A 19,951-nucleotide genomic window follows, 5' to 3' on the forward strand; every position below is an offset into this window, starting at 1 on the left:
TTCTGTTCCTCCTGTATTTTCTCCATTGGAATTTATTATAGCATGTCGAAACACTACTTGCATACCGGAACATTTTAAACTAGAATAAATAAAGAATATTTACACAAAGGAGTAGACCCGTCATGAAAAAAATCACAAGCTTTACAATAGACCACATTCGTCTGGTACCAGGCGTATATGTATCCAGAGTCGATGCTGTAGCAGGACATCCGGTCACTACATTTGATCTGAGAATGACCGCACCGAACGACGAACCGGTTATGAATACAGCTGAAATGCATACAATCGAACATCTTGCTGCTACATTTCTCCGCAACCATGAAGAATACAAAGACAAGACTCTGTATTTCGGGCCTATGGGATGCCGCACCGGATTCTATCTGCTGTTAGCCGGAGAATATACATCCAAGGATATCGTACCTTTGATGATTGAGATGTTTACATTCATCCGCGACTTTGAAGGCGAAGTACCTGGTGCCGCTCCAAAGGACTGCGGTAACTATCTGGATATGAACCTCGGCATGGCAAAATACCTTGCAAATAAATATCTGGACGAGGTACTGCTGCATATTACTGATGCGCAACTTAATTATCCTGCATAAATCATATAGAAAAAATCATCGGAATGTGCCTTTTACACTTCCGATGATTTTTCTATTTCTTTATTAATTTACGGAATAACCGTATCGTTCTCTCTGTTAACGAATTTTCATTGCGAAGTACGGTTCTGCGTATATACGCACAGGTCGCATCTTCTCCTTCTTCAGCAAGCATTTCCAACAGATGCCGTAATAATGCCGCCGTCTCCGGATGAATCATATTGCCAAGCTTTGCCGCTCCACGGTCATAATATTCTAACGGATTCCAGTCTTCATAAGCATCTTTCTGATAAGTCTTAGATGCCGATACACGGTCTACAAACATCTCTACCACATAACGTGTCGGCATGCGCATACCCACAATTCCTTCTTCTTTATTCAGACTGTAATCAATCCAATATTCGTAATGATGCTTATTGCGTCCCTTATGATGAAGCCACGCCGAAGATACTCCGGTTGCTTCCCGTTCTGCATTATTCGGACTACGGTTGCCCTGATAATACTTGCATCCCACCAAAAATTCCGAAGGTGTATATTTGGACAGGTCATGCATCAGTCCCTGACGGTACAGTCCAACTTTAAAACACCCTTTCATAACCAGTAATTTGTGATGATTAATCGTACGCAAATGCTCAATAGCTTTCATAGCACATCCCTCTTTTTCGATATGTTACCGACCGATGACGATCATTTGTGATATCCCATATAATATCAACAGATGTACAGGATAGTATAAGTAAAAGAAGTATCCTGTGCTCCGTCCCTTTTTCCCATTATACAATGCAATTGGAAGAATCGCAAATATTCCTGCATACTGGATTGGAATTCCAAACAGAAAATTCCATCCGCCGACAAGAACTGGCTGATACCATTTATATTCTCTGGTAAACCAGAAAATCGCGATCAGAAGTACCCCCCATGCTCCGTAATCTGTATGCAGAAATTCTGCAGCAAACATCGCTACAATGACTACTTCTGCTTTCATCGCGTTCCCCGATGCCTTTACGCAATAATGCAGCATAATCAGACCGATCAACAATGTAAAAAACACATTCTGATGTTCAATTGAAAAAATCTGTCCGGACTCTGCAAGGTTAAAGGGAATCTCTGACAACAGTCCGACAACCAGCATCCGTTGTATATATCGCTTCAGATCATGGGTATGACTGAATCCTTCTGTTAGGGTAAAACAGAAAATAGGAAACGCCAGCCTGCCAATCCCACGCATCCAAAATGCCTGTGGAAACAGAATAAATCCCATATGATCTATGGTCATTGTAAGGATTGCAATCATCTTTAAAGCAAAAGAACTCAGACCGATTTTTTGCTGTATGTCTTGCCATTCTGTTGTTCTTTGTTCTGCAACCTTCATGTTCATTCCACCTGTCGGCTTATCAGAAGCATAACAGTACGATCTTCCACCTGGATATCATGTTGATTATCAAGCAGCAACGGTTCCTTAAGCACACCTTCTTTTGTCGATGCTGCCAGATACCATTTCCTTTTTGATGTCAAAGTCGGTAATGCAAAGACGTGCTCTACCCAGTGCATATTATAGATCACAAAACAATCTGACGTACCTTGTGCCTGTCCGGAATAATATACTCCAAGCTGCCTGCTGCTCACTTCATTCGGAATCCTCCATGCATGCTCACCATGAAAAGAGATGTCCGGGATTCCACATTTTGCCAGATCAGCCCCCATCAATGGTTCTGCCTGAGTAAGTACCGGCTGTGCCTTTCTGAAGCTGATCAGGTCTTTTACAAGTTCTGTAAGCCAGCCATATTGTTTCGCACGACTCCAATTCACCCATCCGGTTACATTATCCTGGCAATAGACATTATTATTGCCCTTCTGGCTGTTTGCAAATTCATCACCTGCAAGAATACATGGCGTTCCCTGTGCCGAGAACAGCAGCAGGAGTGCATTGGTCATCTGCTTCTTTCTCAGCCCCATAACTGCTTTCTTTCTGCTTGGACCCTCAGCTCCACAGTTCCAGCTGTAATTGTATTCCGGACCATCCTGATTATTCTCGCCATTCTCCTCATTATGCTTGCGGTCATAAGACACCAGATCATTCAATGTAAAACCATTCTGGTTAGTAATATAGTTATAAATGTGTTCCGTATGATGATTGACCCAATACATTACATCATTCACCATACCCTCGTCTCCTTTCAGGAAACGACGCATGATATTCTGATAATCATTCAAATGTATCAGAATCTTCGTCCGACTGAGGATTGGATCCTTCGCAATCTCTTCCGCAGAGAAGAATACCGGATTCACAATAAAGCCATCCACATGGTACTCCATGCGATAATATCTCAGGCACTCTTCCATCAGCTGTCTGCCGGCTGATGCGTCAAATGGCATTTCGAGAATCACCTCAATTCCTGCTTTATGGCAGGCTTTGATCATATCTTTTAATTCGGTTACAGGATGCTCTCCTGCCGCATAACTGCTTTTAGGTGCAAAAAAGTACCCAGGACCATATCCCCAGTAGTTCACACCATTCTTACCACCGTTATCAAATTCATACACCGGCATACAGTGAATCTGATTAATCCCAAGTCCTGCCAGATACGGTATTTTTTCAACCAATCCTGCAAATGTTCCCTTATGGCGTACTCCTGATGCACTTTGTCTGGTAAAACCTTTAACATGCAGACTATATGCGATCACCTCATGCTGAGGAAGCATGAGCGGCGCATCCTTTTCCCAATCATAAGACTCCTGAACAACCACTCCTCGTCTCTGGCCTTTCATCACAGATACTTCCCTGACATAAGGATCCAGATACTCTTCACCATCTATTCGATACAGGTATTCTACGTCTCCGCCCAGACCTTCTACTGCCACAAACCGCACATTACCAATCAATGGTTCCTGTTCAAGTTCACAGACGGAAAATGGCTCGGTATATCCTTTTTTATATAAGCACAGTTCGCAGACACTGTCCGGGTCAGCCGCAACTGAAAAATTAATCTTTTCTTCTGAAATTGTCACTCCAAGAGGTAATGCAGCTCCCCGCACATGCTTCATAATCTTTTCTCCCTGTTTTCTCTGATTATCTGGTGTATCTTTCTGCTGTTACTGCCATCCATCAACACCGTACATTTCTACATTATCACTGTTGATCATATATACTTCTTCATAAGTCTCTGGTTCGTACTCATTATCTTTCAGAATTGCCAATGCAATCTTCGCAGCATCCTTACCCATGTGAATCGGAGACTGTGCCACTGTTCCTGCCACAACACTGTCTTTTTTCACCAGTTCCTTCTTAATATCCGGCGATCCATCGATTCCATAGACAATGATATCTTTTCGTTCTGCCAGGTTCAATGCTGTGATCGCACCTACTGCAATCTGATCATTACCACACATAATAGCGGTAATCTCCGGATGAGCATCCAGCATCTCTTTTGTCTCATCAAGTGCTTTCTGGAACTGTCCGTCTGCATCCGCTCTGTCCACAATCTCAAAGCCTACTTCTGCTGATGAGAGCGCTTTTTCAAATCCGGTAATACGGTCATTGACAGAATTCATCGTCGTGCTTTCAAGGATAAGAACGTTACCTCCATCCGGACATCTCTCAATCAGATCCTTCCCGCACAGATACCCGGCTGCCTGATTATCAGATCCTACATAAGCATCTACATATTCACTTTCCTTTACCTGTGTATCTACATTAATAATCTTCACACCGGCATCCTTCAATGCCCGAAGTGATGTACTGATTTTTTCCCAGTCAACCGGGCTCAGGAATATAGCATCAATGCCCTCATCAATCATCTCCTGAATCTGCTGGTTCTGAAGATCAGGATCACTTCCCGGATCCTTCGTGATCATCCGATAATCTTCATCTCCAAGTCCTTCTTTTACAGCACTTTCCAAAGTGATAAAATACGGATTCTGCATATCGATGCCACTGAAGCCAAACTTATATTTGACTTCTTCCTCTTCAGATGTATCCTCTTCTCCCTCTGCATCTGTCTCTGTATTCTCATTTGCTGTTGCATTATCTTCCGGTGTACCTACTGACTTTTTGCATGCTGCAAGAACAACCAGGCACGCAGCCAGTACGATAATCACGCTCCATGTTCTTTTTTTCATTCTTTCTTCCTCCTAATGTATAACGCTTTAGATATACATGCCTTTTTATTTTACAACATTTCTTTCTACATTTCCAGTAGAACATCGTTTCTACCAGTCTAACAGATTGCAAACAGATTACAGCGCTCACAGCTTGCTTTTTTGCAGGCTCTCTGTTAAAGTTAAATCATCATAATAATACAAAAAGGAGATTCAGTATGGATGAATTTTTCAATCAGCCAGATGATCTTGGTACTGTCACCCTGACTCTGGATAATGACGAAGAACTGGAATGCGATATCATCACTTTCTTCACTGCCGGTGACAATGAATATGTCGCACTGGCACCGCAGGGTGATGAGTTCGACGGCATCGTATATCTTTATCGCTACATCGAACATGATGGCGAAGAAGAGCCGGAGCTCATAACGATCGAAAGCGATGAAGAATATGAAATTGCATCTGATGGGTTTGACGAATGGTTAGATAACCTGGAATTCGAAGAATTACCGACTGTGGAGTAATTCATCGACAAAGCGGGAAGGATCCAGATCCTTTCCGTTTTTCATTTTTGCATAGCTTATGATAAGTTTCCGTTTTGCTCTTGTCATCGCCACGTAAAACATACGTCGTTCCTCTTCCAGCTCTGCATCTAGCTTTGCTTTCTTATACGGAATCACGCCCTCGTTACACTGGATCATAAATACGGTATCAAACTCCAAGCCTTTTGCGCCATGCATAGTCATCAGCCATACACCGTCATTTCTTCCGGACTGTCTGCTCTTCTGTCCCAGAAGTGCGGCCGAATATCGTTCAATATAATCCAGCCATTCCTGCATATCTGAATAATCTTTCGCTTTTTCCTGAATCTCTGTCAGCACAGTAAACAGATCTTCTTCACTGATTCTTCGTTCTCTGGCATATTCTTTCAGATAATCATCATACCCGATATGCTTGCGTATGTACTGGATTGCCGCATATGGTGTCTGTCCTTCCATCATACTGAGATCCCATTCAAACTGATCGATCCGGTCTAACATCCAACTCTTATCCATATAAAAGCAACGGATATCCTCAAATGATACCACTGCATTCTCCAGACTGTCTCTGCTGATATATCGAACCGGAGCATTCATGACATCCAAAAATAATCTCCGATCACGTTCTCCCAATGCCAACCTGACATAGCTTATCAGATTTCTTGCAATAAAATGATCGTAAATATTCTGAATGGATTCTTTCGCCTGGAATGGAATCTGATATTCCAGCAAAGTCTCCATCATCACTCTTGCATCATTCGCTGTCCGGTAAAGAACCGCCATATCAGAATGCGGAATGCCTTCCTTTTCTGCCTCTCGAATCTTATCGATCAGATACTTACTCTCTTCTTTTGCATCCTTTACTTCCTGTACATGGATACAGGCACCCTTATCACCGGACGTAACCAGCTTCTTCTTATAGCGTCTGCTGTTATTGGAAATAACCCGAAGAGCTCCATTCACAATATTTCTGCTGGATCTGTAATTCACATCCAGCAATATCGTCTCTGTCTCCGGATAATCCTCACCAAAACCAAGCATGATCTCCGGACTTGCTCCCCTGAAATGATAAATTGACTGATCATCATCTCCCACCACAAACAAATTATTCTCCGGCATGGCAAGCATCCGCACCACTTCATACTGAATCCGGTTCACATCTTGAAACTCATCGATCAAAATATAGCGAAACCTCTTCTGCCACTGTTCCAGAATATCCGGTCTTCTGCGGAACAGATCATAACATAGAAGCAGCATATCATCAAAATCAATCTTCCTCATCAGCTTTCTCTGTTTCTCATAGGTCTTGTAAATTCTGGTAAATACTACGCCGTAACGGATAGACTCATATTTTTCAATACTGATCCCGCGGTTCTTTACATTACCAATCTCTGTGATCAAATCTCGTATTTCTTCTTTTTCATCGGATAATTCCGGCTCAAATCCGATCTCCGGCATAGCAAGAATCTGGCGGATCAACTGATACTTTTCTTCCTCTGTCAGGATATTATCTGATGTCAGACGGTATGCCCATTTCAGAATACCAAAATACACTCCGTGAAAGGTTCCAAACGTAACCGGATAGTTCTTCCCTTTGGTATAACCCTGAAACCGCTCTTTCATCTCTCTGGAAGCTGCCCTGGTAAAAGTAATGACCAGAATTTCTTCTGGTCTTACTTTGTAATGCTCTATTAAATACTGTGTTCGTCTGGCAATCGTATATGTTTTGCCAGATCCAGGTCCTGCCAGCACCATGCATGGTCCGTCACCATGCTTTATTGCCCGTTCCTGTGCCTCATTCGGCCCCATGTATTACCTCGTTTCTAACTTCTCAATAGCTTTCTTGATTCGTGCAATGGACTCCTCTTTGCCAAGTACATCCATAATCTCCGTTGCTCCTCCCGGTGTATTCTGCTTACCGGAAATAGCAGTACGGATCGGCCACATTACATAGCCGACTTTCTTCTCGATCTCTCCGGCAAATGCTTTCAGCGTCTCAAACAATGCATCGTTGCTGAAATCTTCCTGCGCTTCCAATACCGGAAGTACGGATTTCAGAAGTTCCAGAGAATTCTCTTCGTTCGTCTTCATCTTCTTATGACAGTACATTGCTGTGTCATACTCCGGAACAGCCTGGAAGAAATCAATCTGATCTTTGATATCCGGCAGAATCTCGATACGAGTCTTCACCAGAGCAGCAATCTTGCGCAGATCATAATCTCCTGTGATCACCTCTTCGATATATGGCTTAGCCAGGTCGAAATATTTTTCAAAATCCATAGCCTTCAGATATTCACCATTCATCCAACGCAGCTTCACAATGTCAAATACTGCCGGGGACTTGCTCATATGGCGATAATCAAATGCTTTTACCAGATCTTCCAGTGAGAAAATCTCCTGATTATCTGTCGGGCACCATCCAAGCAGTGCAACATAGTTCACAATAGCTTCTGATACAAAGCCCTGATCCAGCAAATCTTCGTAAGAAGAATGTCCGCAGCGCTTACTAAGCTTCTTATGATTCTCATCTGTGATCAGCGGACAGTGTACATATACCGGCACATCCCATCCAAACGCTTCATAGAGACGATTATACTTCGGTGCAGAAGAAAGATACTCATTACCTCTTACTACATGTGTAATTCCCATCAGATGGTCATCAATAACATTGGCAAAGTTATAAGTCGGATATCCATCTGACTTAATAAGGATCATATCGTCCAATTCTGCATTCGGCACGGTAATATCTCCATAAATCTCATCATGGAAGGTTGTCGTGCCTTCTGTCGGCATATTAATACGGATAACATATGGCTTTCCTGCTGCAAGGTTCGCTTCAATCTCTTCCTTAGAAAGGTGAAGGCAATGCTTGTCATATACTACAATCTCTGTACCGGACTCTGATACGGTACTCTTCAGCGATTCCAGTCTCTCTTTGTCACAGAAGCAGTAATAAGCATCTCCCTGCTCGATCAACTGCTTGGCATATTTGAGGTACAGACCTGATTTATTACGCTCACTCTGGACGTACGGACCCACACCGCCATCCTTGTCCGGTCCTTCATCGTGAACCAGACCTGTCTTAGCCAGTGTACGATAAATAATCTCAAGTGCTCCTTCTACAAAACGCTCCTGATCTGTATCTTCGATACGAAGGATAAAATCTCCATCCTCATGCTTAGCGATCAGATATGCATACAATGCTGTTCTCAAATTACCCACATGCATTCTTCCTGTCGGACTTGGGGCAAATCTTGTTCTCACTCTACTCATTTCTCTATCTCCGTTTCTTTTATTATTACTTTATTATCTTATCTGTAAACCAGCTTTCATTGTAACAGAGATAGCCGGTTCATTCAAGGTTTTCTGTACAATTCACCATTAGAACTGCCATACACCGGATTATCCGGATGTACCTCAATGTAAAACAGTTCAGAGAGACCATCAAATGCCGAATCGCTGATATCTACGATATTTACAGGTATATACACTTCAAAGACCTCACTACCCAGACTGGTAAATGCCCCACCTGCAATAGCTGTACATCTGCTGTCAGCCGGAATATTCAGTACTCCATCTGTAACTGTAATCCCATCACATCCTACTATTCTTCCATCAACATCACATAGAAACCCATTGATACTGGTCACCGTACCTGCATTCTCATCAGGTTCTTCTGTGTTCGATCCCTCTGTCCTGTCATATGTAACATCACCTTTCGGCGTATCTGGTACTATGACAGCAGTCACATCCGATGCTCTTTCAGACACATTGCTCTGCATCGGCATTGCAACCTCCTTCGCTGCAGTACCCATCTTCTCCTTAAAATTCTTCATCCCTTCCACTGGTATACTGCATGAATATCGTGCTATATCCACATTCATCTTGTTCCATGCATACATATGCAGATCATATGTGGTTGCAGTTGGCACAGTCCACGCTTTTGCGGTTCTGTATTCACCATGTTCCATCATACTGAGCGCATGAATCTTTTCTCCAGATCCCATCAGAAGTGCTACAGTTAACAGTACAGTGGCTCCCTCTCTGATGCTTTTCTTCTGCAAAATATTTTCTTTTATAGTGTCGTCTTTTGTCAAATCATATTCTACCATGTTTTTATTATATTATGGTTACCGCTTCCAGACAACAGTTTTGGAGGTGTCAAAATGACACCTCCAAATAATCGACATTCATGAAATTATAACTATCTAATATTTAATTACATTTTCCAGATATGTGTACAGCTGCAATCGCACCATCCGCTGCAGCGGTAACCACCTGCCGCACACTCTTTACACGAATATCACCGGCCACATATACACCAGTCACGCTTGTCTGCATCTCTTCATCCGCACGGATATATCCATTCTCATCCATATCAAGTATTCCCTGAAAGAGAGCTGAATTCGGAATATTTCCCACAAAACCGAACAGACCGATCATACCATCTTTTGGATCAGCTTCAATCTGCTTCTTCTCTCCGGTCTTGACATTGCGAACAGTCAGTCCCTGCAGGATTCCTGCTCCATGAACCTCTTCTACCACACTGTCCCACAGAAAATCTATCTTAGGATTGGAAAATGCTCTCTCCTGTATAGCCTTCACTGCACGAAGTTTATCTCTTCGGTGGATGATCGTCACCTTTCTCGCAAATCGCGTCAGGTAAATTGCTTCTTCCACCGCAGCATCTCCGCCTCCGGCCACATATACTTCAAGATCTCGGAAAAAATTAGCATCGCAGGTTGCACAATATGAAATACCGCTTCCCCGGTACTTGTCCTCACCTTCACATCCGATTGGACGTGCATGGGCTCCGGCTGCTATGATCACATATCGTCCCTGATAAATCTCTTTTTCACCCTGAAGCTTTTTCACCTCACCATTAAAATCAACCGACTGGATCTGATCTCTCACCCGCACTGAGCCAAAACGTTCTGCCTGCGCCGACATCCGCTTGATCAATGAAGCGCCGCTCTCGCCTTCCGGCATCTGTCCAGGATAATTCTCAATCTCATCCGTGACTGCAATCTGCCCGCCATCGGCTCCTTTTTCAATTAACAGTACTGACAGCCCGCTTCTGCCGGCATACAAAGCTGCTGACAGCCCGGCAGGACCTGCCCCCAGAATCATTACATCATATATCATATTCATACTGTGTCCCTGTTTTTTTATTTTTATACGTTAATCTCTGCTTTTACACCAAGAATGCCTTTATTCTCTTCCAATAATGGTCGAATCACCCTGGTCAGATACTGATCTACCTGAACAGATGCACGTCCTGTGTATTTAGTCGGATCCATGGTCTTCTTCAGTTCATCCAGTGTCAGATTGAATGCAGGATCTGCTGCGATCAGTTCCAGAAGATTGTTATCCTTTCCTTCTACCTTGACATTACGTCCTGCTTCCATAGACAGCTCACGGATACGTTCATGCAGCTCCTGTCTGTCTCCGCCGGCCTTAACAGCATCCATCATTATATTCTCCGTAGCCATGAATGGAAGCTCAGCCATCAGACGCTTCTCGATAACCTTTGGATATACCACCAGTCCGTCTACAACATTCAGGCACAGATCCAAAATACCGTCAATCGCAAGGAACCCTTCCGGTACGCTCAGTCTCTTATTTGCAGAGTCATCCAGTGTACGCTCAAACCACTGTGTAGCAGATGTGATCGCCGGATTCAATGCATCAATCATCACATATCTTGACAGAGATGCAATTCTCTCGCTACGCATTGGGTTTCTCTTATATGCCATTGCTGAGGAACCGATCTGGCTCTTTTCAAATGGCTCTTCTACCTCCTTCAGATGCTGCAGAAGGCGGATATCATTAGAAAACTTATGGGCACTTGCCGCAATACCTGCCAGCACATTCAGTACACGAGTATCCACCTTACGGGAATAGGTCTGACCGGATACCGGGTAGCACTGTTTGAATCCCATCTTCGCAGCGATCATCGGATCGATCTTATCAATTGTCTCCTGATCTCCATCAAAAAGTTCCAGGAAGCTTGCCTGTGTACCTGTCGTTCCCTTGGAACCAAGCAGCTTCAGCGTGCTCAGTACATAGTCCAGATCTTCCAGGTCCATAGAGAATTCCTGAATCCAGAGAGTTGCTCTCTTACCAACTGTTGTCGGCTGCGCCGGCTGGAAATGAGTAAACGCCAGTGTTGGCTGGTCTTTATACTTATCCGCAAAATCTGCCAGCTCTGCAATCACATTCACCAGCTTGGTGCGCACCAGCTGCAGTGCTTCATGCATCACGATAATATCGGTATTATCCCCTACATAACAGGAAGTTGCTCCCAGGTGAATGATTCCCTTTGCCTTCGGGCACTGCTGCCCATATGCATATACATGTGACATTACGTCATGACGTACCTTCTTTTCTCTCTCTTTTGCCACTTCGTAATTGATGTCCTCTGCATGCTCCTTCAGCTCTGCAATCTGCTCATCCGTAATATCCAGACCCAATTCTTTCTCGGTTTCTGCCAATGCAATCCATAATCTTCTCCAGGTACGGAACTTCATATCCGGTGAAAAAATGTACTGCATCTCCTTGCTTGCATATCGCTCTGATAATGGACTGCGGTATCTGTCGTTACTCATCATATTTCCTCCTCGTTAATCAAATGCGTGTGAGATATCCCCATCCGGCACTTCCATCGGATAATTACCAGTGAAGCAGGCATCACAATATCCCAGATCTCCCACCATTTCTTTTAATTTATCTACTTCCATATAACCAAGCGAATCTGCGCCGATCAGCTCTCTGATCTGCTCGGTTGTATGAGAATGAGCTATTAACTGTTCATTGGACGGTACATCGGTTCCGAAATAACACGGATAAAGGAACGGCGGTGAGCTTATCCTTACATGTACCTCCTGTGCTCCGGCTTTCTTTAACATCCGGATAATATTAGCACAAGTCGTACCTCGCACAATGGAATCGTCTACCATAACGATCCTTTTATCCTTTACGACTTCCTCTATGACATTCAGTTTAATCTTTACGCTGGACTCACGTTCATTCTGCGTCGGCTTGATAAATGTACGTCCTACGTAACTGTTCTTGTGAAATGCCATACCGTACGGAATACCGGAAGCCTCCGAATATCCCTTGGCTGCCACCAGACCGGAGTCCGGAACGCCTACTACCAGATCAGCCTCTACCGGATAGGACTGTGCCAGTGCCTTGCCGGCAATGATCCGTGAATGATAAACATTCACCTGATCAATGGTACTGTCTGTTCTCGCAAAATAAATATATTCAAATATACATCTGGCATGCTTAGCCGGATCGATTGCCATACTCATATCAGACTGGATACCCTTCTTCGTAAATGTAACAATCTCACCAGGTTCTACATCCCGCACAAATTCGCCGCCAACAGCAGCGATCGCACAGCTCTCGGATGCAAGAAAATATGTATCGTCTCTTTTACCGATGCAGAGCGGTTTCAATCCAAATGGATCTCTGGCTCCGATCATCTTACGTGGCGATGTAACCACCAGTGCATAGGCACCTTTGATCTTCCCCATCGCATTGCGGACAGCTGCTTCCGCAGTTCCTGCTTTCAGACGTTCTCTGGCAATATGGTATGCGATTACTTCTGAATCAATGGTCGTCTGAAAGATCGCTCCTGTGCGCTCCAGTTCATGACGCAGCTCAATCGCATTGGTCAGATTACCATTATGCGCAATTGCCAGTACACCTTTCACATAATTGATAACCAGAGGCATCGCATTCTCTGCCTTCGATGCTCCTGCTGTTGAATACCGCACATGGCCAACCCCCAGATTGCCATTTAACGCATGCAGAGATTCACTGTCGAACACTTCATTCACAAGCCCCAATCCCTTCTTGAAGTGTACCTTCCGTTCTCCATTTGTATCCGTTACCGCGATACCACAGCTCTCCTGTCCTCTGTGCTGCAACGCAAAAAGCCCATAATATATTGTTGGGGCAACATCGCCTCCACTCATATCATAGGCTCCAAATACACCGCACTCTTCTCCAAGACCTGTTGTAATCTTCTCAAATTTATCCATGAATGTTCGTCTCCTTATATCATATTAATATTCATAGTTCAACACTCAATGACATACATGATTATAATATAGCGTATTCGAAAAATCAATTATCAATTATCCGTTCTCCGATACTCACGCTTCCACTTTTCCAAAACCTGCGCTTCAATATCCAGATCTGCCTGCTGCAAGGCTTCTTTCATATCTTCTTTCAGTTCACTGTTCAGATTCAGATATGTCTGCTCTTTGGACAGCATTTTCCCATAAGCATCCTCCGGCAAATATCTGTAACAGCAATAAAGGTACGGTTTTAAAATAGAAGCATCCGGATTCACCTCATAAGCTCTCTCATACATATGTGCAGCTTCTTCATACAGAAACATCTTGCCATATGCCGCACCAAGGCAGCTGTATACTTTGCTGTAGAATTCTTTGCCAATGGACTCATCCCAGTCCTTGTTCACAATAGACTGATACACAAGAATCGCAGATGCAGTCTCACCGGAATTCAATAGATTATCTGCTTTGTATTTCTCGCGTTCTACTTCGTTCTGATTCTTCAAATGTTCCAGTACATTGTGAATCTTGGTGATCTCCGCTGCAGAATAAATCGCAGCATGACTCAGCACCGTCAGCAGGAACTGTTCTGTCGTGCAGTTCTGATCTAACAATACCCTGAGTTCTGCAGCGAGATCGTCTAATTCCAGTTCCTCTTCCAGCCAGTCACACAGCTTTTTATTGATGATCGTATAATCGATCAGATACAGATTATTGCAGAAATAATAGCAGAGTTCTTCTATGGTATAGATATGCATATGAATTCTGGTGATTTCATATGGATGCTTTGCTTTTTTTCTATGACAAAGAATTAAACTGCCCATGACTTCCTCCTAAATGTATGATCTTCTCTACCTGAAAATCCGATGCCGGATAAAATTCTCCGAATCCGATATCCTTAAAAATGATCTTGCAGGTACGTTCGTCCAAAAAGATGGTCTCAATCTGAAGCCGGAGCGCATAATCTCTCCTGCTTTTAAGCCCTTTCAACGAGACAGTCTCCGCCTCTAATTCTCCGGTTGCCAGCGATTCAATATGAATCTCAATATCCGAAGTATCTTCCAGAAGCACCTCCCACTGTCCGTCGGATTCATACCAGTGGCTTCCCCACTGCACGATCGGATACCAGCCCTCCTTACCGTGTACCCGCATACGCAGACACACCTGTTCCATCATCTTGCTGTCATCCAGATAAACCGGGATTTCATCCTCTTCTCTGGTCTGATGCCACGCATGATAGCAGGCACCTTTACTATATAAATTATTACCGATAAATGCACGCCGTCCGTTACACAGTACCTTCAGGGATAACGGATACCAGTTATTCTCAAAGCCTTCCCCTGTCAGGAATACAGAAGACACGACTTTTTTCTCAAATACACTCTGGATAAATGCACGGAACCGTTCATCGGCATCCTTTGCCTTATCCACATTCAGTACCGGGTAAACCGCCGCCAGCTCTTTCATTTGTGCATTTGCCACCTGATCTACGGTTACAAACATATCTGCGCCTCTGCCGCTGACCGTCTTTAACTTCCGCAGCATATAAGCACGGATCTCATTGCGGTCACAGTAAAACAATGCGGCCTCATACTGCCAAAGTTCCTTGGGCTGATAAAACATATAATGGCAGAAGCTCTCTTTGAAGTCCTGAACTGCTATATTCTCCTTTGGAATCCCCAGAAATCTTCCCATACCTTTCAACATCTTACTGATATCAATATCTGTCTTCGGAACGGAGAATGTAATCCGCTCTATATTTTCAAACCGTTCCAGAGCAAGCTGAAGATACTTGGCCAGAAGCCATACTCCATCCTTAACCTGTCCGCCTATCTTAACTTTTTCCTGTTTGACTGCTTTGGTATAAAGATCAGATACCGTGCATTTTTCTTCCACCGATGCAAGCTGTACAGCATCCTTTCCATATACCCATTCATCCTGTAATTTACCTAGGATCATCGGAATCTGAAAATTATCCACTGACACTTCCAGTGTCTCCGGCTCATGCTTTTCCGGTTCGTAATAACTGATCTGGCAAAATTTCTCATTCAATTCTATTCCAAGTATTTTATCTGCTCTCACCTGTTACCTCCTGCTGCCTGTCTTGCCGAAGATCCGTTCAGCCAGATATGCTTCCTGTTCATACTCGATCATTGCCTGTTTCTTTCTTGCAGGTGCCATACCCGCCATAGCATTCAACTTGCCATATTTACCAATCTCTGGCACCTTCCGTTCCTGTTTCAGCACCTCTTCCGGATCCGTATAGGACTTCTTGCCACTTGTCTCACAGAATGAATAGCGAACCTGTTCATCCTGGAATAACACGAAGCTTTTCACGTAGATATTCTCATATACCGGCATCAGACTCTCTGTCTGGTAGCCAAGATCTTCCACATCACCGCGGCGCATCTTATACGTAATACGCACTCTGCCTCCATGGGATGCCTGGAAACTCACCATAGTTTTATCGTAAATCTGTGCCTCTCTGAGCCACGACTCCTCGTATTCCATATAGAACGGAAATACCAGCTGACGCTCACACATTTCCCGTAGGAAACGATGCAGGATCTCTCCCTCTTCCTCTCCATACTCTTTTCCGGCAAAACGTTTCAGCAGAGCCACTTTACAGATATCTGCCAGATCCTCATCATTTTTCTCTTCATTCATAATGATATCAAAGATGGAGGCACCTACGCTTCTTCCATACACTACATATTCCCTGCTCACATAAGCAAGGTATGCCTGTTTCAGGCGGAAATATGGATTTCCATTCAGATAATAATCAATAAATATATCTTCTTCTGCAAACATATCTTCCGAGAACAGCATCTGCGTAATAATACGCTCACCAAGCTTGGTCACAGCAATTCCGTAATCTTTCGCCACTTTCCACAACACTTTCATATTCCGTGTAGAACCACAGTAATAATCAGCAAGATAGGTCAGTGTCATTTTATCATACTGCTGTCTCTTAAAAAGCTCATAGCTCAGATACAGCATAAATTCGTCTTCATCATAATCCTCTTCACGGATCGTCTTACTACACAGACGAAATACCTCTTTTTCATCAAAAGCCCTGATACCATTCTTCCGGATATTTTCAAAATTCACTTCCAGTTTATTATTCTCTGCACCCCAGTTGGAAATTCTGGACATGTATTTCTTGCACATTTCCAGATAACGTGGTTCATAGAACAGACGCTTCGTCTCAAATGCAATGGAATCCGTATGATATCCTCCATCCATGGTCTGCCAGATAATCCTTGCTTCCTTATCGTACAGATAAACGATCATACCATCCGGTCTGTACGGAATTCTCTGCTTTACTGTACCATCCTTTTCAATGACCAGGGCACATTTCAGATTATGCACCTTAGTCTTCACCAGATATGCATGGCAGATATCACGCATAGCTTCCAGACGTTCTCCGGTCATCTCTTCCTCTGTACAGAACTTCTTATAAATCACCTTCAGCGATTCCGTAATATGACGCTTCATAAGCTGTTCCCATGCAAACGCCACCATCTGCTCCCGGTAGCTGATATACAGATCACTGGCATTCTCTTCATAAGTGATCAGATTCGCATAAAGCAGTGCTGCTTTTTTATAATTCAGTGTGTTACCATGCATAAAATACAGAAAGATAGACTTCGGCAATGCTTCTCTCACATCATCTTCTTCAATCGTAGACATATAATACTCATAAAGCTGTGCAATCTTAAATCCTTCATTAACCGCTCTCTGATACCATACAAAATAACGGTTATCCAGCTTATTGCCCTTGATGAGCAGCGTACAGATTGCATTCAGGATCATCGGTTCTGCATAAAGCTTATATAACCGTTCCAGAATATGAAACAGAAATTCACTGTAATTTTTCTGCTGGCTGGCAAGATTAGCCACATACATGGCCATTTCTCTGGAAATCAGGCGATATTTTGATGCAAAATTCAATACCATCATCTCGAACTGTCCAAGCTTCTTCAAAAGCAGGCTCTTCTCTTCATAACACTGAAATGCTTCTAACAGAAATAAGACTCCATTGGTCCGATAATTCTGATAATGCTGTTCCAGTGCCGCCAGACGTCTGCCCTTGTCCCGATACTGTGGGTCAATATCCAGAAGCATCAACAGAAGCATGGTCGAATCCTGCTGTCTGAGATAAATCTTACCAACCTCATCTATCACACGATCCATATGACTTCCATGTCCACGCACCAATGCCGTCAGATACAGATAGTAAGCATTCACCTTCGGATTCTTACCGATCGCAAACCGGTTATAATTATAATTCTCCAGAATCCACTTGGCATCTTCGATCTGATTGCCATGAATATATACATGTGCCTGAAATAACTGAAGATACTCATCCAGCGGATCGATCTGACGCATCTTCTTCACCTTATCCACAGCACTCTCTGTCCATTTATCCAACGTCATGCGGCCTGCCACACAGGAAACATGTTCCTTTACTACTTGTGCCATCAAAAATTCGATCTCTCGATGATTCTCATCATAGGAGCCATTCTGCATAACCTCCACATCATAACTCAGAATCTCATACGGAGTGATCAGATGGATCTTACCAAAGTTACGTCCTGCATGCAGGCCGTCCGGCTTCACAAGAAAATCTACCTGGTATACATTGCCCACAAAATCGTCTGTCGTAAAACGGTTGCGGCTGACGCTTAAGAATTCACCCTCTGTCTGGATCTGAACCGGCATATATCCCCAGGTATTCTTGATCACTGTCAGCGTCTGCTTGGTAATCTCCTTCACGTCCTGAAACAGCATACCTTCCCCCGGAAGTGTCAGGAAAATGCATTCTTTCTGTTTAATACCTACCAGAAACTCTTCCATAGCAGCTTCATCCAGAGACCATTTGCGCATATTATCATATAAATAAAAGATACGCTTATCCTCGTATTTTAACACTTCATAAAATTCACGGGAACGGAATAACTTCAATGCTTCTGTATAATCCTTAACCGCCAGTCTTCGGAAATCATCCGTATTCTGCACCTTACCGTAATTCGTCATTACATAAGGTTTCTCTATCAATGCTGTAAACGGAATCGTATATTCTCCTCCGGTACACACAACGGTAAATGTGCCCTGCTCCACATGTCCCGGCAGCAGTCCTCTGCCATCATATTCAAATTCTACTCTTACCGGATTCCCTTCAAATCCCTGTTCCAGACAACGCATACGAAAAGAAGACGAGTATACCAGCCCTCTGATAGAGCCTTCCCCTCGATTCTTGATCATGAAATATCCCTTATAAACTTCCCCTTCACCAATGGTGAGAATCAGGCTTGTATCCGGAAAGACAACCTGCGGCTGCGCCAGTTGAAAATCTCCTTTTGAAAACTTTTTAATTTTATTTTTCAAGCCATCCACCTCTTCTTGCATTGCTTTTTTCTTTAAACATACTATAATGAAGTATAGCATTGTTTCATGTTTAAAGGCAATACCAACCACAAAATATAGGAGATTATTATGTCTGAGAAGAATATTCAGCAGGATCGTCCTGCTTTTCACGGAAGTGATATCGAACAAATCGAACAATATTATAAGATTCCTGCAGAAAGTATTATCAAATTTGGTGCTAATGTGAACCCATTAGGACTTTCTGCTACATTAAAGAAAGACCTGGCTGAACATCTGGATGTGATCACCAGTTATCCGGACCGCGATTACAAAGAACTCCGTTCTGCAATTGCGGATTACTGTGGTGTCAAGATGGAACACGTTGTAACCGGCAATGGTTCCACCGAACTGATCTCTCTGCTGATCAGTGAACGAAATGCCAGACATGCTATGGTCATCGGACCAACCTATTCTGAATATGAACGGGAGCTTTCACTCACAGGTGGACGCATTTCCGAATACAATCTTTCTGAAGAACATGACTTTCATCTGGATATTGATGATTTTGCCAAAGCTCTGGCTGATGACGTAGATTTTGTGATTCTGTGTAATCCTAATAATCCTACTTCCTCAGCTATGAAAAAAGACGAGCTTCGCTCTCTTCTTGAGCTCTGTAATTCAAGAGATATTTTCGTAATGATCGATGAGACCTATGTAGAATTTGCTCCAGATGTGTCCGAAATTACCGCCATGCCGTTAGCAGCTACTTACGATAATCTGATGATCCTGCGCGGTGTATCCAAGTTCTATGCAGCTCCGGGACTCCGTCTGGGCTACGGTGTCACAAGTAACCAGGCTTTCCTGGATACATTGAAAAAGCACCAGAACCCATGGAGTCTGAACAGTCTGGGCGCTTATGCAGGCGTGCGCATGTTGCAGGACAAAGATTTTATTCAGAAAACGCGTTCCCTGATCCTTTCCGAACGGGAACGTATTCTCAATGAACTGAATTCTTTCCGTTACGCTAAGGCATATCCGGCATACGCCAATTTCATTCTGGTTAAGATACTCCGGGATGACCTGACATCTTTTGATATCTTTGATCAGGCAATCCGCCATGGCATGATGATCCGCGACTGTTCATCGTTTGAAGGACTGCCGGGCGAATATATCCGTTTCTGCATCATGCTTCCAGAAGATAACACAAGACTGCTTCACTGTCTTGCCAAATCACTGGCATAGCGATTATAAAATGTCA

Annotated in this window: 16 protein-coding genes; 3 read left to right on the forward strand and 13 right to left on the reverse strand. The window is 43.5% G+C overall.

What is annotated here, in order from left to right:
• The first annotated feature begins 122 nt into the window (after positions 1-122).
• Positions 123-602, forward strand: coding sequence for an S-ribosylhomocysteine lyase (locus OCV65_RS07140; protein ID WP_118383485.1), 480 nt, complete (start codon positions 123-125; stop codon positions 600-602).
• Between the two features lie 52 nt (positions 603-654).
• On the opposite strand, the gene OCV65_RS07145 is transcribed toward OCV65_RS07140, so the two are convergent.
• The 4 genes from OCV65_RS07145 to OCV65_RS07160 are packed head-to-tail and all read right to left on the reverse strand — an operon-like array spanning position 655 to position 4,718.
• Positions 655-1,245 (reverse strand): DUF5662 family protein, encoded by a 591-nt coding sequence (locus OCV65_RS07145; protein ID WP_118452020.1) that lies wholly within the window; start codon positions 1,243-1,245, stop codon positions 655-657.
• A gap of 24 nt (positions 1,246-1,269) precedes the next feature.
• The gene (locus OCV65_RS07150) at positions 1,270-1,971 is read right to left on the reverse strand and encodes a conjugal transfer protein TraX (RefSeq protein WP_262581484.1); all 702 of its coding nucleotides are present in this window, start codon (positions 1,969-1,971) and stop codon (positions 1,270-1,272) included.
• A 2-nt stretch (positions 1,972-1,973) separates the two neighbouring features.
• Positions 1,974-3,644 (reverse strand): alpha-amylase family glycosyl hydrolase, encoded by a 1,671-nt coding sequence (locus tag OCV65_RS07155; protein WP_262581485.1) that lies wholly within the window; start codon positions 3,642-3,644, stop codon positions 1,974-1,976.
• 48 nt (positions 3,645-3,692) lie between these two features.
• Entirely contained in the window at positions 3,693-4,718 is a 1,026-nt protein-coding gene (locus OCV65_RS07160) for a sugar ABC transporter substrate-binding protein (RefSeq protein WP_262581486.1), read from the reverse strand.
• A gap of 197 nt (positions 4,719-4,915) precedes the next feature.
• On the opposite strand from OCV65_RS07160, the gene OCV65_RS07165 reads away from it, so the two are divergent.
• A complete protein-coding gene (locus OCV65_RS07165; protein ID WP_118383480.1) occupies positions 4,916-5,221 on the forward strand; it encodes a DUF1292 domain-containing protein in 306 nt (101 codons plus the stop codon).
• Here OCV65_RS07165 and OCV65_RS07170 read toward each other — a convergent pair.
• From OCV65_RS07170 to OCV65_RS07210, 9 genes are all read right to left on the reverse strand, one after another.
• Positions 5,204-7,045, reverse strand: coding sequence for an ATP-dependent helicase (locus tag OCV65_RS07170; protein ID WP_262581487.1), 1,842 nt, complete (start codon positions 7,043-7,045; stop codon positions 5,204-5,206). The genes OCV65_RS07165 and OCV65_RS07170 overlap by 18 nt on opposite strands.
• Positions 7,046-7,048: 3 nt before the next feature.
• Positions 7,049-8,509, reverse strand: a complete 1,461-nt coding sequence (gene gltX, locus OCV65_RS07175) for a glutamate--tRNA ligase (protein ID WP_118452024.1) — start codon at positions 8,507-8,509, stop codon at positions 7,049-7,051.
• A gap of 83 nt (positions 8,510-8,592) precedes the next feature.
• Positions 8,593-9,300 (reverse strand): hypothetical protein, encoded by a 708-nt coding sequence (locus OCV65_RS07180; protein ID WP_262581488.1) that lies wholly within the window; start codon positions 9,298-9,300, stop codon positions 8,593-8,595.
• Between the two features lie 151 nt (positions 9,301-9,451).
• A complete protein-coding gene (gene trxB / locus OCV65_RS07185; protein ID WP_262581489.1) occupies positions 9,452-10,387 on the reverse strand; it encodes a thioredoxin-disulfide reductase in 936 nt (311 codons plus the stop codon).
• Positions 10,388-10,410: 23 nt separating this feature from the next.
• Positions 10,411-11,844, reverse strand: a complete 1,434-nt coding sequence (purB, locus tag OCV65_RS07190) for an adenylosuccinate lyase (protein ID WP_262581490.1) — start codon at positions 11,842-11,844, stop codon at positions 10,411-10,413.
• A 15-nt stretch (positions 11,845-11,859) separates the two neighbouring features.
• Positions 11,860-13,287 (reverse strand): amidophosphoribosyltransferase, encoded by a 1,428-nt coding sequence (purF, locus tag OCV65_RS07195; RefSeq protein ID WP_262581491.1) that lies wholly within the window; start codon positions 13,285-13,287, stop codon positions 11,860-11,862.
• Between the two features lie 92 nt (positions 13,288-13,379).
• Positions 13,380-14,147: a hypothetical protein gene (locus OCV65_RS07200; RefSeq protein WP_262581492.1), complete on the reverse strand. Its 768-nt coding sequence runs from the start codon at positions 14,145-14,147 to the stop codon at positions 13,380-13,382.
• Complete coding sequence (locus tag OCV65_RS07205) at positions 14,122-15,405, reverse strand: DUF5716 family protein (protein WP_262581493.1); 1,284 nt, start codon at positions 15,403-15,405, stop codon at positions 14,122-14,124. The genes OCV65_RS07200 and OCV65_RS07205 overlap by 26 nt, the downstream gene beginning before the upstream one ends.
• A gap of 3 nt (positions 15,406-15,408) precedes the next feature.
• Positions 15,409-18,723, reverse strand: coding sequence for a DUF5717 family protein (locus OCV65_RS07210; RefSeq protein WP_262581536.1), 3,315 nt, complete (start codon positions 18,721-18,723; stop codon positions 15,409-15,411).
• 99 nt (positions 18,724-18,822) lie between these two features.
• Between OCV65_RS07210 and OCV65_RS07215 the strand changes: the two genes are divergently transcribed.
• Positions 18,823-19,935 (forward strand): pyridoxal phosphate-dependent aminotransferase, encoded by a 1,113-nt coding sequence (locus OCV65_RS07215; RefSeq protein WP_262581494.1) that lies wholly within the window; start codon positions 18,823-18,825, stop codon positions 19,933-19,935.
• The last annotated feature ends 16 nt before the right edge of the window (positions 19,936-19,951 follow it).

This window comes from Dorea ammoniilytica, from assembly GCF_025567415.1.
Classification (GTDB): Bacteria; Bacillota; Clostridia; order Lachnospirales; family Lachnospiraceae; genus Claveliimonas; species Claveliimonas ammoniilytica.

Excerpts from the sequence above, each read along its gene's own strand:
- gltX (WP_118452024.1), bottom strand. The coding sequence starts at position 8,509 with ATGAGTAGAGTGAGAACAAGATTTGCCCCAAGTCCGACAGGAAGAATG.
- OCV65_RS07165 (WP_118383480.1), top strand. The coding sequence starts at position 4,916 with ATGGATGAATTTTTCAATCAGCCAGATGATCTTGGTACTGTCACCCTG.
- OCV65_RS07215 (WP_262581494.1), top strand. The coding sequence starts at position 18,823 with ATGTCTGAGAAGAATATTCAGCAGGATCGTCCTGCTTTTCACGGAAGT.
- purB (WP_262581490.1), bottom strand. The coding sequence starts at position 11,844 with ATGAGTAACGACAGATACCGCAGTCCATTATCAGAGCGATATGCAAGC.
- OCV65_RS07145 (WP_118452020.1), bottom strand. The coding sequence starts at position 1,245 with ATGAAAGCTATTGAGCATTTGCGTACGATTAATCATCACAAATTACTG.
- OCV65_RS07170 (WP_262581487.1), bottom strand. The coding sequence starts at position 7,045 with ATGGGGCCGAATGAGGCACAGGAACGGGCAATAAAGCATGGTGACGGA.
- trxB (WP_262581489.1), bottom strand. The coding sequence starts at position 10,387 with ATGAATATGATATATGATGTAATGATTCTGGGGGCAGGTCCTGCCGGG.
- OCV65_RS07150 (WP_262581484.1), bottom strand. The coding sequence starts at position 1,971 with ATGAAGGTTGCAGAACAAAGAACAACAGAATGGCAAGACATACAGCAA.
- OCV65_RS07155 (WP_262581485.1), bottom strand. The coding sequence starts at position 3,644 with ATGAAGCATGTGCGGGGAGCTGCATTACCTCTTGGAGTGACAATTTCA.
- OCV65_RS07140 (WP_118383485.1), top strand. The coding sequence starts at position 123 with ATGAAAAAAATCACAAGCTTTACAATAGACCACATTCGTCTGGTACCA.
- OCV65_RS07200 (WP_262581492.1), bottom strand. The coding sequence starts at position 14,147 with ATGGGCAGTTTAATTCTTTGTCATAGAAAAAAAGCAAAGCATCCATAT.
- purF (WP_262581491.1), bottom strand. The coding sequence starts at position 13,287 with ATGGATAAATTTGAGAAGATTACAACAGGTCTTGGAGAAGAGTGCGGT.
- OCV65_RS07160 (WP_262581486.1), bottom strand. The coding sequence starts at position 4,718 with ATGAAAAAAAGAACATGGAGCGTGATTATCGTACTGGCTGCGTGCCTG.